12 protein-coding genes and 1 other RNA gene are annotated in these 20,035 nt (G+C 60.5%); 8 read left to right on the top strand and 5 right to left on the bottom strand.

The window, feature by feature from the left end; genetic code table 11:
* Positions 1-81 precede the first annotated feature (81 nt).
* On the top strand, positions 82-846 hold the full coding sequence (locus H8F23_RS12455; RefSeq protein ID WP_007918375.1) for a GntR family transcriptional regulator: 765 nt from the start codon (positions 82-84) through the stop codon (positions 844-846).
* 156 nt (positions 847-1,002) lie between these two features.
* On the opposite strand, the gene guaD is transcribed toward H8F23_RS12455, so the two are convergent.
* The 4 genes from guaD to xdhA form a co-directional block, all read right to left on the bottom strand.
* Positions 1,003-2,307 carry a guanine deaminase gene (gene guaD, locus H8F23_RS12460; protein ID WP_194934552.1) on the bottom strand — a complete coding sequence of 435 codons (1,305 nt, stop codon included), beginning with the start codon at positions 2,305-2,307 and terminating at the stop codon, positions 1,003-1,005.
* Positions 2,308-2,320: 13 nt separating this feature from the next.
* A complete protein-coding gene (gene xdhC, locus H8F23_RS12465) occupies positions 2,321-3,178 on the bottom strand; it encodes a xanthine dehydrogenase accessory protein XdhC (RefSeq protein ID WP_194934553.1) in 858 nt (285 codons plus the stop codon).
* A gap of 139 nt (positions 3,179-3,317) precedes the next feature.
* Complete coding sequence (gene xdhB / locus H8F23_RS12470) at positions 3,318-5,717, bottom strand: xanthine dehydrogenase molybdopterin binding subunit (RefSeq protein WP_194934554.1); 2,400 nt, start codon at positions 5,715-5,717, stop codon at positions 3,318-3,320.
* Complete coding sequence (xdhA, locus tag H8F23_RS12475) at positions 5,710-7,164, bottom strand: xanthine dehydrogenase small subunit (RefSeq protein ID WP_194934555.1); 1,455 nt, start codon at positions 7,162-7,164, stop codon at positions 5,710-5,712. Before xdhA ends, xdhB begins: the two co-directional genes overlap by 8 nt.
* A 268-nt stretch (positions 7,165-7,432) precedes the next feature.
* Here xdhA and H8F23_RS12480 point away from each other — a divergent pair, with 268 nt between their 5' ends.
* From H8F23_RS12480 to ffs, 6 genes are all read left to right on the top strand, one after another.
* Positions 7,433-8,092, top strand: coding sequence for a GntR family transcriptional regulator (locus H8F23_RS12480; RefSeq protein WP_034152853.1), 660 nt, complete (start codon positions 7,433-7,435; stop codon positions 8,090-8,092).
* Between the two features lie 2 nt (positions 8,093-8,094).
* On the top strand, positions 8,095-11,583 hold the full coding sequence (gene smc / locus H8F23_RS12485) for a chromosome segregation protein SMC (protein WP_194934556.1): 3,489 nt from the start codon (positions 8,095-8,097) through the stop codon (positions 11,581-11,583).
* 261 nt (positions 11,584-11,844) lie between these two features.
* The gene (gene zipA / locus H8F23_RS12490) at positions 11,845-12,708 is read left to right on the top strand and encodes a cell division protein ZipA (RefSeq protein WP_194934557.1); all 864 of its coding nucleotides are present in this window, start codon (positions 11,845-11,847) and stop codon (positions 12,706-12,708) included.
* Between the two features lie 160 nt (positions 12,709-12,868).
* Positions 12,869-15,226 (top strand): NAD-dependent DNA ligase LigA, encoded by a 2,358-nt coding sequence (gene ligA / locus H8F23_RS12495; RefSeq protein WP_194934558.1) that lies wholly within the window; start codon positions 12,869-12,871, stop codon positions 15,224-15,226.
* Between the two features lie 186 nt (positions 15,227-15,412).
* Positions 15,413-16,576 (top strand): zinc-binding metallopeptidase family protein, encoded by a 1,164-nt coding sequence (locus H8F23_RS12500; protein WP_194934559.1) that lies wholly within the window; start codon positions 15,413-15,415, stop codon positions 16,574-16,576.
* A gap of 134 nt (positions 16,577-16,710) precedes the next feature.
* An RNA gene (gene ffs / locus H8F23_RS12505) (signal recognition particle sRNA small type) lies at positions 16,711-16,807 on the top strand.
* Between the two features lie 196 nt (positions 16,808-17,003).
* Here ffs and H8F23_RS12510 read toward each other — a convergent pair.
* The gene (locus H8F23_RS12510; RefSeq protein ID WP_194934560.1) at positions 17,004-17,753 is read right to left on the bottom strand and encodes a substrate-binding periplasmic protein; all 750 of its coding nucleotides are present in this window, start codon (positions 17,751-17,753) and stop codon (positions 17,004-17,006) included.
* 145 nt (positions 17,754-17,898) lie between these two features.
* Between H8F23_RS12510 and dnaX the strand changes: the two genes are divergently transcribed.
* Positions 17,899-20,007, top strand: coding sequence for a DNA polymerase III subunit gamma/tau (gene dnaX, locus H8F23_RS12515; protein WP_194934561.1), 2,109 nt, complete (start codon positions 17,899-17,901; stop codon positions 20,005-20,007).
* The last annotated feature ends 28 nt before the right edge of the window (positions 20,008-20,035 follow it).

The raw sequence follows: 20,035 nt of genomic DNA on the forward strand, positions 1-20,035 counted from the left end.
TTACGCGATACTTGCCAGCGACCTACTGTGCCGTATTACAGTCACGGTCTATTCGCCGCAGTTCTCCCGACTCGAGTGCCCATGAACGAACAGTTGCAACCCCTCAAGAAACAACCGCGAGCAGGCAAAGCCGGCCGCAGCGGAACCCAGGACGATATTGTCTACGCGCATATCTTCGAGGCCATCCTCGAACAGCGTCTGGCGCCCGGCACCAAGTTGAGCGAAGAAGCGCTGGGGGAAATCTTTGGGGTCAGCCGCACCATCATTCGCCGCGCGCTCTCGCGTCTGGCCCATGAAGGCGTCGTGCTGTTGCGGCCGAACCGTGGCGCCGTGGTTGCCAGCCCGAGCGTTGAAGAAGCCCGTCAGGTGTTTCTCGCCCGCCGTCTGGTCGAACGCGCAATCACCGAACTGGCCGTGCAACACGCCACCGCCGAGCAGATCGCCGAGCTGCGGCAGATGGTCAACGATGAGCGCGACAGCTTCTCCCGTGGCGATCGCGGCGCCGGTATTCGTCTGTCGGGCGAATTCCACCTGAAACTGGCGGAAGCGGCGATGAACGCTCCGTTGATCAGCTTCCAGCGCAGCCTGGTTTCGCAGACGTCGCTGATCATTGCCCAGTATGAAAGCGGCAACCGCTCGCACTGCTCGTACGACGAACACACCCAGTTGATCGACGCGATCGAGAAGCGCGACGGTGAGTTGGCGGTGAATCTGATGATGCATCACATGGATCACATCGACAGCAAGCTCAACCTCGACGAGGAAGGCGCGTCGGATGATCTGCATGCAGTGTTCTCGCATTTGTTGCAGACCAAGAAGCCGGGGCGTCCAGCGGCCAAGCTCTAAGCTGATACCGAGTCGACCCCTTCGCGAGCAAGCTCGCTCCCACATTTGAAATGCATTCCCATGTGGGAGCGAGCTTGCTCGCGAAGACGATCTGACAGGCAACAAAAAATCCCCCGGGGTAACACCACCGGGGGATTTTTTATGCCTTGGGAAAGCTTAGCGCTGATGCACCAATGCCCCCGCCGCATACGTCTGCTGCACCGTGCGGTCATCCCCCAGCGTCATCAACACAAACAACGACTCGGCAATGTTGTTGGCCTGCTTCAAGCGGTAGCTCAGCAGCGGCGTGGCGTTATAATCCAGCACCAGGAAGTCGGCGTCGGAACCCGGTTGCAGGTTGCCGATCTTGTCTTCCAGACGCAGCGCCCGCGCGCCACCCAAGGTCGCCAGGTACAGCGACTTGAACGGACTCAGTCGCGCACCTTGCAGTTGCATCACTTTGTACGCCTCGTTCAGCGTCTGCAGCAGCGAGAAACTGGTGCCGCCGCCGACGTCAGTGCCCAGACCGACATTGAGCTTGTGCTTCTCGGCCATCGGCAGGTTGAACAGGCCGCTACCCAAGAAGAAGTTCGAGGTCGGGCAGAACGAGATCGCCGAGCCGGTTTCCGCCAGTCGTGCGCATTCGTCGTCGCACAGGTGCACGCCGTGGGCGAACACCGAGCGCTCGCCGAGCAGTTTGTAGTGATCGTAAACGTCGAGGTAGCCCTTGCGCTCCGGGAACAGCTCCTTGACCCACTCGATTTCCTTGAGGTTTTCGCTGATGTGGGTCTGCATGTACAGATCCGGGTATTCGGTCAGCAGTTGCCCGGCGAGGGTCAGTTGTTCCGGGGTGCTGGTCGGGGCGAATCGTGGGGTGACCGCGTAGTGCAGGCGGCCCTTGCCGTGCCAGCGCTCGATCAGCGCCTTGCTTTCGACGTAGCTCGATTCGGCGGTGTCGGTCAGGTAGTCCGGGGCGTTGCGGTCCATCATCACCTTGCCGGCGATCATGCGCAGGTCGAGCTTTTCGGCCGCTTCGAATAACGAGTTCACCGATTGCGGGTGCACGCTGCCAAACACCAGTGCGGTGGTGGTGCCGTTGCGCAGCAGCTCCTTGACGAAAATGTCAGCGACTTCGTCGGCGTGGGCCTTGTCGCCGAACTGGCTTTCGCACGGGAAGGTGTAGGTGTTCAGCCAGTCGAGCAATTGCTCGCCGTAGGCACCGACCATGCCGGTTTGCGGAAAGTGAATGTGGGTATCGATGAAGCCCGGGGTGATCAACGCGTCTTGGTAATGCTCGATTTCGATGTCCGCTGGCAGGGTCGGCAGCAAATCACTGGCGTGGCCAAGGGCGCTGATCTTGCCGCCATCGACCACCAGCAGGCCGTCCTCGAAATATTCGTAGGAGGCTTCGATCCCGACTTCGGCGGGGTCGGCGATGCTGTGCAGGATGGCGGCGCGGTAGGCTTTGCGAGTCAGAGGCATGAGGGTTCTCTAATCAGTTTGAGGCTTTGAGTTTGGTGGCCTGACTGCGCCGCGACACTGGCAGCAGTTTGGCAATCGGTTCGGCGTTGGCAGTCTGCTGGCCGAAGTTGGCGTTGTAGGTGGCGATGATTTCGCCGGCGATGGAGATGGCGATTTCCACAGGCAGTTTGCCTTTGACTTCGCCGATGCCCATCGGGCAGCGCATGCGTTGCACGACGCCGCTGTCGAAACCGCGATCACGCAAACGGTGTTCGAACTTCGCGCGTTTGGTCTTCGAACCGATCAGGCCGAAGTAGGCGAAGTCGTTGCGCTTGAGAATCGCGGCAGTGAGTTCAAGGTCGAGCTGATGGTTATGGGTCATGACGATGCAGTAACTGCCGGCGGGCAGGTCATCGATTTCATCCACAGGCTCTTCGGAAACGATTTTACGCACGCCGTGGGGGATGTGTTCGGGGAATTCGGCCTCGCGCGAATCGATCCAGCGCACCCGGCAGGGCAGGCTGGCGAGCAGCGGCACCAAGGCGCGGCCGACATGGCCGGCCCCGAACACGGCGATTTGCGCCTGCACCTGGCCCATCGGTTCGAACAGCAACACGGTGGCGCCGCCGCAGCACTGGCCCAGGCTGGCGCCGAGGCTGAAGCGCTCCAGATGAGTGTCCTGCTTGCCGCTGGCGAGCATCTCGCGGGCGATCTGCATGGCTTTGTATTCCAGATGCCCGCCACCGATGGTGTCGAAACTCTGATTAGCGCTGATGACCATTTTCGAGCCGGCGTTGCGTGGCGTCGAGCCGAGTTCTTCGATGATCGTCACCAGCACACAGGGCTCGCCCTGGTTCTGCAGGTCGGCGAGGGCGTCGATCCAGTTGTACATAATTCACCCCTACAACATCGTTGTCTGTTCGGGCTTCTTCGCGAGCAAGCTCGCTCCCACATTTGGATTTGTACAAGTCCAACAGTCAGCACAAATCCTTGTGGGAGCGAGCTTGCTCGCGAATGGCCGCGCCTCGGTTCTAAAGCGGAGCCAGCTCGGTCTCAGCTTCGACCGCTTTCACGGTCTTGAGCTGGCGCATCTGCTCACAGCCCCACAACACCCGCTCCGGTGTCGCCGGCGCGTCGATCTGCGGTTGATGCTGGTAATCACCCAGGCTCGCCACCGCATCCTTGATCGCACACCACGAGGCAATCCCGAGCATGAACGGCGGCTCACCGACCGCTTTGGAATGGAACACCGTGTCTTCCGGGTTCTTGCGGTTTTCCACCAGCTTCACCCGCAGGTCCAGCGGCATGTCCGCCACGGCCGGGATCTTGTAGCTGGCCGGGCCGTTGGTCATCAGCTTGCCTTTGTTGTTCCAGACCAGCTCTTCCATGGTCAGCCAGCCCATGCCCTGGATGAAGCCACCTTCTACCTGACCGATGTCGATGGACGGGTTCAGCGAGGCGCCGACGTCGTGAAGAATGTCGGTGCGCAGCATCTTGTACTCGCCGGTCAGGGTGTCGACGATCACTTCGCAGCACGCCGCGCCGAAGGCAAAGTAGTAGAACGGACGACCACGGGCCTGGCTGCGGTCGTAGTAGATTTTCGGAGTCTTGTAGAAGCCAGTGCTCGACAGCGACACCTGATTGAAATACGCCTGCTGGATCAGCGCTTCAAAGGTCAGGATATGGTCGCGAACACGCACGTGACCGTTGTGGAATTCAACGTCTTCTTCAGTGACTTTGTAGTGACGCGCAGCGAATTCGATCAGGCGTTTCTTGATGATTTCCGCCGCGTTCTGCGCCGCTTTACCGTTCAAGTCTGCACCGCTGGACGCTGCCGTCGGCGAGGTGTTTGGCACCTTGTCGGTGTTGGTCGCAGTGATCTGCACACGATCGATTTCGACCTGGAACACTTCGGCCACGACCTGCGCGACTTTGGTGTTCAGGCCCTGACCCATTTCGGTGCCGCCATGGTTCAGGTGGATGCTGCCATCGGTGTAGATGTGGATCAGCGCGCCGGCCTGGTTCAAGAAACTGGCGGTGAAGGAAATGCCGAATTTCACCGGGGTCAGCGCCAGGCCTTTTTTCAGGATCGGGCTGTTGGCGTTGTAGCGAAGAATGGCTTCGCGGCGCTCGTGGTACTGGCTGCTTTCTTCCAGTTCGGCGGTCATCTCTTCGAGCATGTTGTGCTCGACGGTCTGGTAGTAGTGGGTGACGTTGCGTTCGGTCTTGCCGTAGTAGTTGGCCTTGCGCACGGCAAGTGGGTCGAGGTGCAGGTGACGGGCAATCGCGTCCATCACTTCTTCGATCGCGACCATGCCTTGCGGGCCACCGAAACCACGGTAAGCGGTGTTCGACGCGGTGTTGGTCTTGCAGCGGTGACCATTGATGGTCGCATCGCCGAGGTAGTACGAGTTGTCGGAGTGGAACATCGCCCGGTCAACGATCGACGCGGACAGGTCCGGCGAGCAGCCGCAGTTGCCGGCCAGATCCATGTTGATCCCGTGCAGGCGCCCGGTGCTGTCGAAGCCGACGTCGTATTCGACGTAGAACGGGTGACGCTTGCCGGTCATCAGCATGTCTTCGACGCGCGGCAGGCGCATCTTGGTCGGTTGGCCGGTGAGGTGCGCGACCACCGCGCACAGGCACGCCGGGCTGGCCGCCTGAGTTTCCTTGCCACCGAAACCACCGCCCATGCGGCGCATGTCGACGACGATTTTGTTCATCGACACATCGAGCACTTCGGCGACCAGCTTTTGCACTTCGGTCGGGTTCTGCGTCGAGCAGTAAACGATCATGCCGCCGTCTTCGGTCGGCATCACCGAGGAGATTTGTGTCTCCAGATAAAAGTGTTCCTGACCGCCGATGTGCAGCGTGCCTTGAATGCGGTGTTCAGCGGTTGCCAGCGCAGAAGCTGAATCGCCGCGCTGGTGGGTGTGGCTGTCGAGGACGAAGTGGCGCTTGCGCAGGGCTTCGACCACGTCGAGCACGGGTTCGAGATCTTCGTATTCGATGATCGCCGCCATCGCGGCTTTGCGCGCGGTTTCCAGATCTTTCGCGGCCACCGCGAGCACCGGTTGACCGACGAACTGCACGTCATCGATGGCCAGCAGCGGATCGCCCGGCATCAACGGGCCGATGTCTTTCAGGCCCGGCACGTCTTCGTGGGTGATCGCAATGCGCACGCCTTCGAAGGCGTAGCAAGGCGAGGTGTCGATGCTGATGATTTTTGCGTGGGCGCGGTCCGACATGCGTGCATACAGGTGCAACTGGTTGGGAAATTCCAGGCGATCATCGATGTACTGCGCTTCACCGGACACGTGCTTGGCGGCGCTGTCGTGCTTGACGCTGCGGCCGACGCCAGAGGTCAGATCCTTGGCGAACAGTTCAGCCAGTTTAGCCTGGGTTTTTTCTACGCCGTGATGGTTAGACATAAGCGGTCACCCGAGTCTCGATGTGCGGTGTTTGCAGTTCGATGAAGTATTTACGCAGCAGGTTCTGCGCGCTGAGCAGGCGATATTCCTTGCTGGCGCGGAAGTCCGAGAGCGGCGTGAAATCTTCGGCCAGCGCGGCGCAGGCGCGTTCGACCACCGTGTTGGTGAACGGCGCACCAATCAGCGCGGCTTCACAGTGGGCAGCGCGTTTCGGGATCGCGGCCATGCCGCCGAAAGCCATGCGTGCATCGGTGATCACGCCGTTTTCGACGCGCAGGTTGAACGCGGCGCAGACGGCGGAGATGTCGTCGTCCAGACGCTTGGAGACCTTGTAGGCACGGAACAGTTGTTCTGCCGTGGCGCGCGGGACGATGATCTTCTCGATGAATTCACTTTCCTGACGGGCCGTGACTTTGTAATCGATGAAGTAATCTTCCAGGTTCAGGGTGCGGCGAGTTTCGCCTTTGCACAGCACGACCTGCGCGCCGAGGGCGATCAGCAGCGGTGGCGAGTCACCGATCGGCGAGGCGTTGCCGATGTTGCCGCCGAGGGTGCCCTGATTGCGGATTTGCAGCGAGGCGAAGCGGTGCAGCAGTTCGCCGAAGTCCGGGTACTCGGCGTTCAACGCTTCGTAGCAGTCGGAGAGGGCAGTGGCGGCGCCGATTTCAATGCGGTCATCGAAGGTTTCGATGCGCTTCATTTCCGCGACGTTGCCGACGTAGATCATCACCGGCAGGGTGCGGTGGAATTGGGTGACTTCCAGCGCCAGATCGGTACCGCCAGCGAGCAGGCGCGCTTGTGGGTAAGCGTCGTAGAGATCGGCCAGATCAGCGACGGTCAGCGGCACCAGGCAGCGCTTGTCGCCGCTGTTGAGTTCGCCGATATCGGTTGGGGCGATGGCTTTGAGGCGCGCGATGGTCTCCGCTTCGCGGGCATCGAACTGATCGGGTTGCTTGCCGCAGCAGGATTGCTCGGCAGCGGCCAGAATAGGCCGGTAGCCGGTGCAGCGGCAGAGGTTGCCGGCCAGCGCTTCGTGGGCCTTGGCGTGATCCGGTGCATCGCTGTTCTTTTGCAGGGCGAACAGCGACATGACGAAACCGGGGGTGCAGAAACCGCACTGCGAGCCGTGGCACTCGACCATGGCTTTTTGCACGCTGTGCAGTTCGCCTTGGTGTTTGAGGTCTTCGACGCTGATCAGTTGTTTGCCGTGCAGCGACGACACGAACGTCAGGCACGAGTTGAGGCTGCGATAGCGAATGTGTTCGCGGCCAGCGTCATCCGTTTGCAACTCGCCGACTACTACGGTGCAGGCGCCGCAGTCACCGCTGGCGCAACCTTCTTTGGTGCCGGATTTGCCGACGTGTTCACGCAGGTAATTGAGCACAGTCAGATTCGGGTCCAGGGCGTGCTCGCTACGGAGTTCCTGGTTAAGTAAAAACTGGATCACGGAAGGCCTCGCAGACTCATTATTGTTGTTAACCGACGTGAACCGAATTTAGCAGGTCTGACTTTTCGGTCAATGGTTTTCTGACTTAAAGGTCAGGAAAAAGCATTTCGTCGATCAACAACGTGTCTATTCAGTATTGACCCTCATTGGATCCCCTGCTTTTTTGCGGGAATCGTGCCAAAAACCGCTGAGTGGGCACTCCGCCATGAGCCTGCATTTGCGCTACACTGCGCCGCTTGTGCAGATCGATAGAGTTTGAAGGACAACCATGACGTTCAAGGCGCCGGACAGCCTCGCCGAGCAAATCGCTCACCACCTCGCCGAACGCATCATTCGTGGCGAAATGAAGCCGGGAGAGCGCATCCAGGAACAGAAGGTCACGCTGGCACTGAATGTCAGCCGCGGTTCGGTCCGTGAAGCCTTGCTGATCCTTGAGCGCCGCCACCTGATCGCGATCCTGCCGCGCCGTGGTGCGCACGTCACCGAGTTGACGCCGCACAAGGTGCAGAGCCTGTGCACGTTGATGAGCGAGCTGTACATTCTGCTCGGCAACGCGGTGGCCAATGGCTGGCAAGTGCAGTCGGACATGGCGCCGTTCGTGCAGATTCAGCAGCGCCTGACCGCCAGCTACGAGCGTCAGGATATCCGCAGCTTCGTCGACGACAGCTTCGCCGTAATGCGCGCTGCCTATCCGTTCGCCAACAACCCGTACCTACAAGAGACCGTCGAGAACCTGCAACCGGCCATGAGCCGCGCCTACTTCCTCGCCCTCGAACAGCGCAAGGCTTCAATGAGCGAGTTCCTCGAACTGTTCGAACGCCTGCTCGCCGCCGTGCTCGCCCGTGATTTGCCGCAGATCCGCATCGTGCTGACGGCTTACGCCCAGCGCAGCTGCGATCTGGTGGTTTCCGCCCTGACGGTTGCCTAAGCGTGCGGCTCAAGTGCATCAAACTGGCGGGATTCAAATCCTTCGTCGACCCGACCACGGTGAACTTCCCCAGTAACATGGCGGCAGTCGTCGGGCCGAACGGTTGCGGCAAGTCGAACATCATCGACGCCGTACGCTGGGTGATGGGCGAAAGTTCGGCGAAGAACCTCCGTGGCGAGTCGATGACCGACGTCATCTTCAATGGCTCGACCAGCCGTAAACCGGTGAGTCAGGCCAGTATCGAGCTGGTCTTCGACAACTCCGACGGCACCTTGCTGGGCGAATACGCGGCCTACGCGGAAATCTCGATTCGCCGCAAAGTCACCCGCGACAGCCAGACCACGTATTACCTCAACGGCACCAAGTGCCGTCGTCGCGACATCACCGATATCTTCCTCGGCACCGGTCTGGGCCCGCGCAGCTATTCGATCATCGAGCAGGGGATGATCTCCAAGCTGATCGAATCCAAGCCCGAAGACCTGCGCAACTTCATCGAAGAAGCCGCCGGCATCTCCAAGTACAAGGAGCGCCGCCGCGAGACCGAAAACCGTATCCGCCGCACCCACGAAAACCTTGCCCGTCTGACTGACCTGCGCGAAGAACTGGAGCGTCAGCTCGAACGCCTGCACCGTCAGGCCGAAGCGGCGAAGAAGTATCAGGAATTCAAGGCCGAGGAGCGTCAGCTCAAGGCGCAACTGTCGGCCTTGCGCTGGCAGGATCTCAACGATCAGGTCGGTCAGCGCGAGTCGATCATCGGCACCCAGGAAATCAGTTTCGAAGCGCTGGTCGCCGAGCAGCGTAATGCTGACGCGGCCATTGAGCGCTTGCGTGATGGTCACCATGACCTGTCCGAACGCTTCAATCTGGTGCAGGGACGCTTCTATTCGGTCGGCGGCGACATCGCCCGGGTCGAGCAGAGCATCCAGCACGGCCAGCAACGTCTACGGCAGTTGCAGGACGATTTGAAAGAAGCCGAGCGCGCACGCCTCGAAACCGAATCGCACTTGGGCCACGACCGTACGTTGCTGCTGACCCTCGGCGAAGAGCTGGACATGCTCACCCCCGAGCAGGAAGTCACCAGCGCTGCCGCCGAAGAAGCTGCCGCAGCGCTGGAAGATTCCGAATCCGTCATGCACGGCTGGCAGGAGCAGTGGGACGCCTTCAACCTGACCGCCGCCGAACCGCGCCGCCAGGCTGAAGTACAGCAGTCGCGCATCCAGCAGCTGGAAACCAGCATGGAGCGTCTGGCCGACCGGCAAAAGCGTCTCGGCGAAGAGCGCGCGCTGCTCTCGGCTGACCCTGAAGACGCGGCGATCATGGAACTCAACGAGCAGCTTGCCGAGTCCGAAGCGACCCTCGAAGATTTGCAGACCAGCGAAGAAGCGCAGGTCGAAAAACTCGAACAACTGCGTCAGGAATTGCAGCAGGCGTTGACCGCGCAGCAACAGGCGCAGGGCGATTTGCAGCGCCTCAACGGTCGCCTGGCTTCCCTTGAAGCCTTGCAGCAAGCCGCGCTCGATCCGGGCACCGGCACCGCCGAATGGCTGAAGGAGCACAACCTCGCCGAGCGCCCGCGTCTGGCCGAAGGCCTGAAGGTCGAGGCGGGTTGGGAGCTGGCGGTGGAAACCGTGCTCGGCGCCGATCTGCAAGCGGTGCTGGTCGACGACTTCAGCGGCTTCGATTTGTCTGGTTTTACTCAGGGCGATCTACGCCTGCTCAGCCCGGCCAGCGATGGCGTGCGCGTCGCCGGCAGCTTGCTCGACAAGGTTGATGCGCAGATCGATCTGTCGCCGTGGCTCGGTCAGGTCAAACCGGTCGACAGCCTCGAGCAGGCCTTGGCCTTGCGCGGACAGTTGAGCGCCGGTGAGAGCCTGATCAGCCGCGACGGTTACTGGGTCGGCCGGCACTTCCTGCGCGTGCGCCGGGCCAGCGAAGCGGAGAGCGGCATGCTCGCCCGTGGTCAGGAAATCGAAGCGCTGCACCTCGAACGTGAAGAAAAAGAAGCCACAGTCGAGGCCATGGAAACCCGTCTGCAAACCCTGCGTGCGCAACAGCGTCAGCAGGAAAACGGCCGCGAACATTTGCGTCGTTTGCTGCAAGACGAAGCGCGTCAGCAGGGCGAATTGAAAGCACAGCTGTCCGCCGGTAAAGCCAAGGCCGAACAGCTGACTTTGCGTCGCAGCCGTCTCGATGAAGAACTGGTCGAACTCGGCGAACAACGCGAACTTGAGCACGAACAGATCGGCGAAGCGCGCATGCAATTGCAGGAAGCGCTGGATGCCATGGCGCTAGACACCGAGCAGCGCGAGTTACTGCTGGCTCAGCGCGACAGCCTGCGCGAACGCCTCGATCGCGTGCGTCAGGAAGCGCGGCAGCACAAGGATCACGCCCATCAATTGGCCGTGCGTCTGGGCTCGTTGCGCGCGCAGCACGACTCCACGCGTCAGGCGCTGGAGCGTCTGGAAATGCAGGCCGAGCGCCTCACCGAAAAGCGCGAACAGTTGAGTCTGAATCTGGAGGAGGGCGAGGCGCCGCTGGAAGAGCTGCGCCTGAAACTCGAAGAACTGCTCGACAAGCGCATGACCGTCGATGAAGAACTGAAGACCGCGCAGATCGCTTTGGAAGATGCCGATCGCGAATTGCGCGACGCGGAAAAGCGCCGGACTCAGGCCGAGCAGCAATCGCAGTTGATTCGCGGCCAGCTCGAACAGCAACGCATGGAATGGCAAGCCCTGACCGTGCGCCGCAAGGCTTTGCAGGATCAGTTGCTGGAAGACGGCTACGATCTTAACGGCGTGCTCGCGACATTAACCGCGCAAGCCAGTGAACGCGAAGCCGAAGAAGAACTCGAACGCATCAACGCGCGGATTCAGCGCCTGGGTGCGATCAACCTCGCGGCCATCGATGAATACACGCAACAGTCCGAGCGTAAACGTTATCTGGATGCCCAGGACGCCGATCTGGTCGAAGCGCTGGAGACTCTGGAAAACGTTATTCGCAAGATCGACAAGGAAACCCGCAACCGCTTCAAAGATACCTTTGATCAGATCAATGGCGGTTTACAGGCGCTTTTCCCAAAAGTTTTCGGTGGCGGGCGCGCGTATTTGGAACTGACGGGCGAAGATCTACTCGATACAGGGGTAACGATCATGGCGCAGCCGCCAGGGAAGAAGAACAGCACCATCCATTTGCTTTCCGGCGGGGAGAAAGCCCTGACCGCACTGGCACTGGTTTTTGCCATCTTCAAATTGAACCCGGCGCCGTTCTGCATGCTCGATGAGGTTGACGCGCCACTGGATGACGCTAACGTTGGACGCTACGCACGCTTGGTCAAAGAGATGTCGCAGACCGTGCAGTTCATCTATATCACCCACAACAAGATCGCCATGGAAATGGCCGAGCAGTTGATGGGCGTAACGATGCATGAACCGGGTTGTTCGCGACTGGTAGCCGTAGATGTCGAGGAGGCGATGGCGATGGTGGACGCCTGAGTCAGCGTGGTGTCGGAAAAGGTAATTCAGGTCTGTAGGACTTTTTTACCAACTGCGACTTGCTGGCCAATCGACATATTCGCGCAAGCCAAATGAGACAGACGGTGTAAAGTTGTCTTTGGTCGTGCTAGTTTAATGTCAATTTTTCGTATACGTGGGCAAAACGCCTGTCAGAACATAGAGTTGGCGCCACGTTTTAAAGCGGTTTGCACAATGTAAACCCCTTATTTTTCAGCATTTTTTATAGAGGCACGGGATTACATGGAAATCGGTCTGCGCGAGTGGCTGATCGTCATCGGCATCATTGTGATAGCCGGTATTCTTTTCGATGGCTGGCGCCGTATGCGCGGCGGCAAGGGAAAACTGAAATTCCGTCTTGACCGAAGTCTGTCCAACCTGCCGGACGAGGACACCAGCGCTGAGCTGTTGGGCCCGGCTCGCGTGCTGGACACCCACAAAGAGCCGCAACTGGACGAACACGATCTGCCGTCGGTGAGCATGCCGGCCCGCGAAGCACGCGAGCCTCGCGAATCCGGCTCGAAACGTGGCAAGCGTGGCAGCAATGGTCCGGCGCAGGGCGACCTGAACCTCGACCTGGATCTGGACGGCGGCCCGAGCTTCAGCAGTCGTGATGACGATTTCGCTGAAGACAGCAAGCCTGCGCCGGCGGTGGCCGACAAGGATCAGCCACAAGCTGAAGAAGTATTGGTGATCAGCGTGATCTGCCGTGATGCCGCAGGCTTCAAAGGCCCGGCGCTGTTGCAGAACATCCTGGAAAGCGGTCTGCGTTTCGGCGAGATGGATATCTTCCACCGTCACGAAAGCATGGCCGGCAACGGTGAAGTGCTGTTCTCCATGGCCAACGCGGTCAAGCCGGGTATCTTTGATCTGGACGACATCGACCATTTCAGCACTCCGGCGGTAAGCTTCTTCCTCGGCCTGCCAGGCCCGCGTCATCCGAAGCAAGCCTTCGACGTGATGGTAGCGGCAGCCCGCAAGCTGTCGCAGGAACTGAACGGCGAACTGAAAGATGACCAGCGCAGCGTCCTGACCGCGCAGACCATCGAGCACTACCGTCAGCGCATCGTCGAATTCGAACGTCGCGCCCTGACCCAGAAGCGCTAAGGCCAAGATCAAAAGATCGCAGCCTCGTTTCACTCGACAGCTCCTACAGGAATGCGATTTCTGTAGGAGCTGCCGAAGGCTGCGATCTTTGCTTCTGCTGCCACAGATAGATGAATAAGAGCAGCCTCGGCTGCTCTTTTGCTTTATGAGAGAACACCCCATGACCGCCACCAAAAACCGCATTCTCGAGCTCCGCGCTGAACTCGATCAGCACAACTACCGTTATCACGTTCTCGACGAGCCGAGCATTCCGGATGCCGAGTACGACCGGTTGTTCCACGAGCTCAAAGCGCTGGAAGCGGCCAACCCGGAATTGATCACCAGCGACTCGCCGACCCAGCGCGTCGGCAGCGTGGCGCTGACCGCGTTCACCCAGGTGCGTCACGAAGTGCCGATGCTCAGCCTCGGCAACGCCTTCGAAGAAACTGACATGCGCGAATTTGATCGCCGGGTGACCGAAGGCCTGGACCTGCCGGCCGGCGATCTGTTCGGTGGCGGTGCGGCGGTGGAGTACAGCTGCGAGCCGAAGCTCGATGGCCTGGCGGTCAGTCTGCTTTATCAGGACGGCGTGCTGGTACGCGGCGCCACGCGCGGCGACGGCACCACTGGCGAAGACATCAGCGTCAACGTGCGCACCGTGCGCAACATTCCCCTGAAACTGCACGGCGAAGGCTGGCCGGCTACCCTGGAAGTGCGCGGTGAAGTGTTTATGTCCAAGGCCGGTTTCGAGCGCCTCAACGCCTCGCAACTGGAAGTCGGCGGCAAGACTTTCGCCAACCCGCGCAACGCCGCCGCCGGCAGCTTGCGTCAGCTCGATTCGAAGATCACCGCCAACCGTCCGCTGGAATTCTGCTGCTACGGCATCGGCCAGGTCTCCCACGATATTTCCGATACCCACATCGGCAACCTCAAGCAACTACAGAAGTGGGGCATGCCGATCAGTCACGAACTGAAGCTGGCCAAGGGCATTGGCGAATGTCTCGATTACTACCGCGACATCGGCGCGCGCCGTAACTCGCTGACGTATGAAATCGACGGCGTGGTGTTCAAGGTCAATAGCATTGCCGATCAACGCGAACTGGGCTTCCGTGCCCGCGAACCGCGTTGGGCGATTGCGCATAAATTCCCGGCGATGGAAGAACTCACCGAGCTGCTCGACGTCGAGTTTCAAGTCGGTCGTACCGGTGCTGTCACCCCGGTCGCTCGTTTGAAACCGGTCAAGGTCGCCGGCGTCACTGTGGCCAACGCTACGCTGCACAACATGGATGAAGTCGCGCGTCTGGGCCTGATGATCGGCGACACCGTGATCATCCGCCGCGCCGGTGATGTGATTCCGCAGGTGGTGCAAGTGGTGCTGGAGCGGCGCCCGGAAAACGCACGACCAGTGGCGATCCCGGAAAGCTGCCCGGTGTGCGGTTCGCACGTCGAGCGCACGCAACTGATCAAGCGCAGCAAAGGCAAGGAAACCGTCAGCGAAGGCGCGGTGTATCGCTGCGTCGGCCGACTGGCCTGTGGCGCGCAACTGAAGCAGGCGATCATTCACTTCGTCTCGCGTCGGGCGATGGACATTGAAGGCCTGGGCGACAAGAGCGTGGAGCAATTGGTCGACGAAGGTCTGGTCAGTTCACCGGCCGATCTGTATGCGCTGAAATTTGACGACATCGTCGATCTGGAAGGTTTTGCCGAGGTGTCGAGCAACAAGCTGCTGGCGGCCATTGAAGACAGCAAGAAACCGGGGCTGGCGCGTTTTATCTATGCACTGGGTATCCCTGATGTCGGCGAGGAGACCGCCAAGGTCCTGGCGCGCTCGCTGGGTTCGCTGGACCGCGTGCAGCAGGCGCTGCCGCAAGTGCTGACCTATCTGCCGGATGTTGGTCTGGAAGTGGCGCACGAGATTCACAGCTTCTTTGAAGATGCGCATAACCAGCAGGTCATCGCTGAGTTGCTGGGCCATGGTCTGCAGATTCAGGATCAGGGTGATCTGGGTGCCGAGTTTGCCGCCAGCACCACGCTGGGTGGTTTCCTCGACAAGCTGCACATTCCCTCGGTCGGCCCCGGCGGCGCGCAGAAACTCGCGGACAAGTTCGGTTCGCTGGAAGCGGTGATGAATGCGGACTGGCTGGACATGCGCCAGGCGTTGCCGGAAAAGCAGGCCAATTCGGTTCGCGAGTTTTTTGCCTTGCCCGAGCATCGGCAACTGGCTGAAGAGTCCGAAAAGCAACTGCGCGATTTCGGCATGCACTGGCAGAGCGAGAAGAAAGTCGTCGAAGGTTTGCCGCTGTCCGGCGAGACCTGGGTGCTGACCGGCAAGGTTGTGTTGATGAGCCGTGATGTTGCCAAGGAACACCTGGAAAGCCTTGGCGCCAAGGTTGCCGGTTCCGTGTCGGCGAAGACTCATTGTGTGGTCGCAGGCCCCGGCGCCGGTTCCAAATTGACCAAGGCCAATGAACTGGGCGTGAAAGTGATGGACGAAGAAACCTTCATCGCCTTCCTAAAAACTCACGGCGTCGCCGTTTAAGATCAAAAGATCGCAGCCTGCGGCAGCTCCTACAGGGCTAGTGTTCCACCACGATAAAGCGGGTGTTCACTGATCTCCTGTAGGAGCTGCCGCAGGCTGCGATCTTTTGATTTTCCCACGCAGAGCGTTGGAACGATCAACCCGCAGGAATGATCTAGTCTTGGCAAGCCCCAGGGAGAGATCGCCATGCACCGTTTTTTCGAGCAGCTCAGTTCCCGCATCATCGCGCCGTTCATGGGCGAATCCTCACGCAACAGCAAAGTCTGGCCGTGCCGCTGTGGCCAGTCGCTGTTCTTTCGCAACAGCCAGTGTCTGGCCTGTAATGCCATGCTCGGTTATCAACCGGAAGAAAGTCGCCTGACCTCGCTGCAGCCGGGGCCGTATGAGGGCACCTGGACGCTCGACGCTGACCCCGAAGCCGGGCTGTTCCGCCGCTGCGCCAACCTCGATACAGCTGCCGCGTGCAACTGGCTGCTGCCGGCCAACGATCACGACAGCCTGTGCATCGCCTGCAGCCTTAACCGCACCATCCCTGACTTGTCTGATCCAGACAACCCTGAGCGCTGGCGCAAAGTCGAAATCGCCAAACGGCGTCTCGTCGCGCAATTGATTACCCTCGGCTTACAGGTCATCCCGAAAACCGTGGATGAAGACACCGGGCTGGCCTTCGATTTCATCGGCGTCGACCTCGAAGGCAATGCGCCGATGACCGGCCACGCCAACGGCCTGATCACCCTCGACATCAAGGAAGCCGACGACGCCCACCGCGAGCAGGTGAGGGCGGCGATGCACGAACCCTATCGCACACTGCTCGGGCATTTTCGCCATGAGGTTGGCCACTATTACTGGGATCGACTGATCGCCAACGGCCCATGGCTCGGCTCGTTCCGGAGCCTGTTCGGCGATGAGCGCGCCAGTTACGCCGAAGCGCTTGATCGTCACTATCAACAAGGCGCACCGCTGGACTGGCCACAGCACTACGTCAGCGCCTACGCAACCATGCACCCGTGGGAAGACTGGGCGGAAACCTGGGCGCACTACCTGCATATGATGGACGCAGTGGACACGGCACTGGGTTTTGGCATGAGCGCGCGGGAAATGGATTTCGACTACCAACCGTTTCCGCCCAGCACGCTGTACGACCCGGAGCATCCCGGTGGTGAGGCGTTTCTGTCGTTCGTCAATGCGTGGATCGAATTGGCCGGCATGCTCAATGAACTGTCACGGAGCATGGGCCAGCCGGATTTCTACCCGTTCGTGCTGCCGGCGGCGGCGATTGCCAAGCTGCACTTCATTCATCTGGTGATCCAGCAGGCGGGTGGCAGGGCGGATGAGGTTTTGGCCCTGTAGGCGCTGCCGTAGGCTGCGATCTTTATGTCCTTGAACCCGTTCATATTTTTAATCTGCAACCAACGGTTGTAACTTCGTCTCAGATAGGTACAATGGCGCGGCTCGCCGACAGGCAAGCGTCGTTATGGTGACCCCATCGGTCCCCCCGCAACGATTACCCGTGAACCTGGTCAGAGCCGGAAGGCAGCAGCCACAGCGGGAACATTGTGTGCCGGGGTGTGGCTGGTGGGGTTACCACCTTAGCGAACAATCGAACGCTTCAACCAGAACTGCATGGGTTTCGCCCACTGCGGTTTTTTTGTGTCTGCGATTTGTCAGGTTGGCACAAATCCCTTGTAGGAGTGAGCCTGCTCGCGATGGCGGTGGGTCAGTCAACTCATGTTTGGGAGACAGGACGCCATCGCGAGCAGGCTCACTCCTACAGGGGTTATGGGGTGGCTTCAGAGGACCCGGTATAGAGCCGGATAATCTCATCAATCTCCCCGGACATTTTCATCCGCAGTAACGTGCGCAAGATCCGCTGCACCGGCACCTTCGGATCATTCCTCACATAGCAACCCACCTTTTGCTCCTGCAACACTGCCACTGATTGCAGTTGCTGCTCCGGCATCAGGCGCTGATTGAACCAGTCCAGCGTCCACTGATTGCTCACTGCATAGCGATAACGCCCGGCCAACAGCTTCTCCAGTACCTGCTCCTGATTGCGCGCATCTTCGCGTTGCAGTCGATCCGCATCGAACAACGGTTGCAGGGTCGGGTAGGTGTAGCCGAGGACGGTGCCGATGGATTGGCGGGGTAGGGTGGCTGGATCGGCGCTGGCCGGTTGATCCTTGCGGCTGATCAACAGGTCACGCTGAAACAGCAGCGGAATGCTCCAGATGTAATCCCCCGACTGATTCGGCAGCCACGATTGTGCGGCATAGCAGCGCACGTCGATCTCGCCGTGTTCCATGGCGCTCTGCACGCGGGCGCGGGGCAGGACGTGAAATTCGGCCGGTACACCGACCTGCGTGGCCAGGCTGAGCATCAGGTCGTAGAGAATGCCTTGGGTCGGTCGGCCGCGTTCGAATTGCACCATCGGCATCGCCCAGCTGTCGGGCATGGCGAAGCGCAACGGGGTTTCCGCTGCCGTCACGTTCAGGCTGATTCCCAGCAACGCCCCTAAGGCCCACCGCATAAACGCTCCGGTAATTCCCGATCCCGAGCCGATAAAAGCCTCTGCTCATGCAGCTTAGCCATATTAGACGAGGACACCGGATGCAATTTTGCCCTTGCTCCGCTAGCATTAGCCGCTTCAGCTTCCTTCGTTGCGACGGTTTTCGATGAGTTATCAGGTTCTTGCACGTAAATGGCGTCCGCGCTCGTTCCGCGAAATGGTCGGCCAGACCCATGTGCTCAAGGCTCTGATCAATGCCTTGGACAGCCAGCGGCTGCACCACGCGTACCTGTTCACCGGTACGCGCGGGGTGGGTAAAACCACGATTGCGCGGATCATTGCCAAATGCCTGAACTGTGAGACAGGTATCACTTCCAGCCCGTGCGGCGAGTGTTCGGTGTGCCGTGAAATCGATGAGGGGCGCTTCGTCGACCTGATCGAGATCGACGCCGCGAGCCGCACCAAGGTCGAAGACACCCGCGAACTGCTCGACAACGTGCAGTACGCGCCAAGCCGTGGGCGCTTCAAGGTCTACCTGATCGACGAAGTGCATATGCTCTCCAGCCATTCCTTCAATGCGCTGCTGAAAACCCTCGAAGAGCCGCCGCCATACGTCAAGTTCATCCTGGCAACCACTGATCCGCAGAAACTTCCGGCAACGATTTTGTCGCGCTGCCTGCAGTTCTCGCTGAAGAACATGACGCCGGAGCGTGTGGTCGAGCACTTGACCCACGTTCTCACTGCCGAAAACGTACCGTTCGAAGACGATGCCCTGTGGCTGCTCGGTCGCGCCGCTGACGGTTCGATGCGTGACGCCATGAGCCTCACCGATCAGGCGATTGCTTTCGGTGAAGGCAAGGTTCTGGCCACTGACGTGCGAGCGATGCTCGGCACCCTGGATCACGGTCAGGTCTATGACGTCCTGCATTCATTGATCGAAGGCGACGCCAAGGCGTTGCTCGAAGCCGTGCGTCACCTGGCCGAACAAGGTCCGGACTGGAACGGCGTGCTCTCGGAAATTCTCAACGTGCTGCACCGCGTGGCCATCGCTCAGGCGTTGCCGGAAGGTGTCGACAATGGCCATGGCGACCGCGATCGCGTGTTGGCACTGGCGCAGGCCTTGCCGGCCGAAGACGTGCAGTTCTATTACCAGATGGGCCTGATCGGCCGCCGCGATTTGCCGCTGGCGCCGGACCCGCGTGGTGGCTTCGAAATGGTCCTGCTGCGGATGCTCGCCTTCCGGCCGGCAGATACGGCAGATGCACCGAGGCAACCGCTAAAGCCAGTGGGGATCAGCCAGGCCACAGTTGATTCCGCAAACTCCGTGGCTGCCGCGCCTAAACCTGCGCCGGTAGTCGCTGCGGCTGTTGCGCCGGCTCCAGTGCCGGATCCAGCTCCAGCGCCGGCACCTGTTGCGATCCCGGCACCGACTCCCGAGCCTGCGCCGGTTGCGCCCGTTGCTGCGGCAGAGCCTGAACCCGCGCCGGTCGTCGCCGAAGCCGTCGTCGACCTGCCGTGGAATGACCCGGTAGAGCCAGAGCCTGAACCCGAGCCTGCGCAGCAACCCGCCGTCGAACCAGTGCTGGAAACCACCGCCGAGCAACCCGAGTTGCCGCCGATGCCGCTGCCGACCCCGGACAGCGTCGTTCCGGAGGCGCCTGAGTGGGCCGCCGCGCCGATTCCCGAGCCGTCGGTCGCCGACGTCGATGCCGCCACCCCGGGCATGGACCTGGATGACGAGCCGCCGCTGGACGAGGATTACATCGAGCCGGACATCGATTCGGCCTACAGCTACCTCGACGAACTGGCCAGCGAACACGCTGCCGAGCCTGCCCCGGAACCCGAGCCAGAGCCGGCTGCGGCGCCGGCCACCGGTCTGGCGTTGCAGTGGTTGGAGCTGTTCCCGAAACTGCCGATCTCCGGCATGACCGGCAGCATCGCCGCCAACTGCACATTGATCGCGGTGGATGGCGATCACTGGCTGATGCACCTTGATCCGGCGCACAGCGCACTGTTCAACGCCACGCAGCAGCGCCGTCTGAACGATGCGTTGAACCAGTTCCACGGTCGCACGCTGACGCTGACCATCGAGCTGATCAAACCCGAGCAGGAAACCCCGGCTCAGGCCGCGTCCCGTCGGCGTGCCAACCGTCAGCGCGAGGCGGAGGAGTCGATTCACGGCGATCCGTTCATCCAGCAGATGGTTCAGCAGTTCGGCGCGGTGGTGCGACACGATACTATTGAACCTGTCGACGCCTTGGTCACCCAAGGCTAATAACTGAAGGTGCCCGGCCTCGCTGGCC

It is taken from the genome of Pseudomonas neuropathica (assembly GCF_015461835.1).
Lineage (GTDB): Bacteria > Pseudomonadota > Gammaproteobacteria > Pseudomonadales > Pseudomonadaceae > Aquipseudomonas > Aquipseudomonas neuropathica.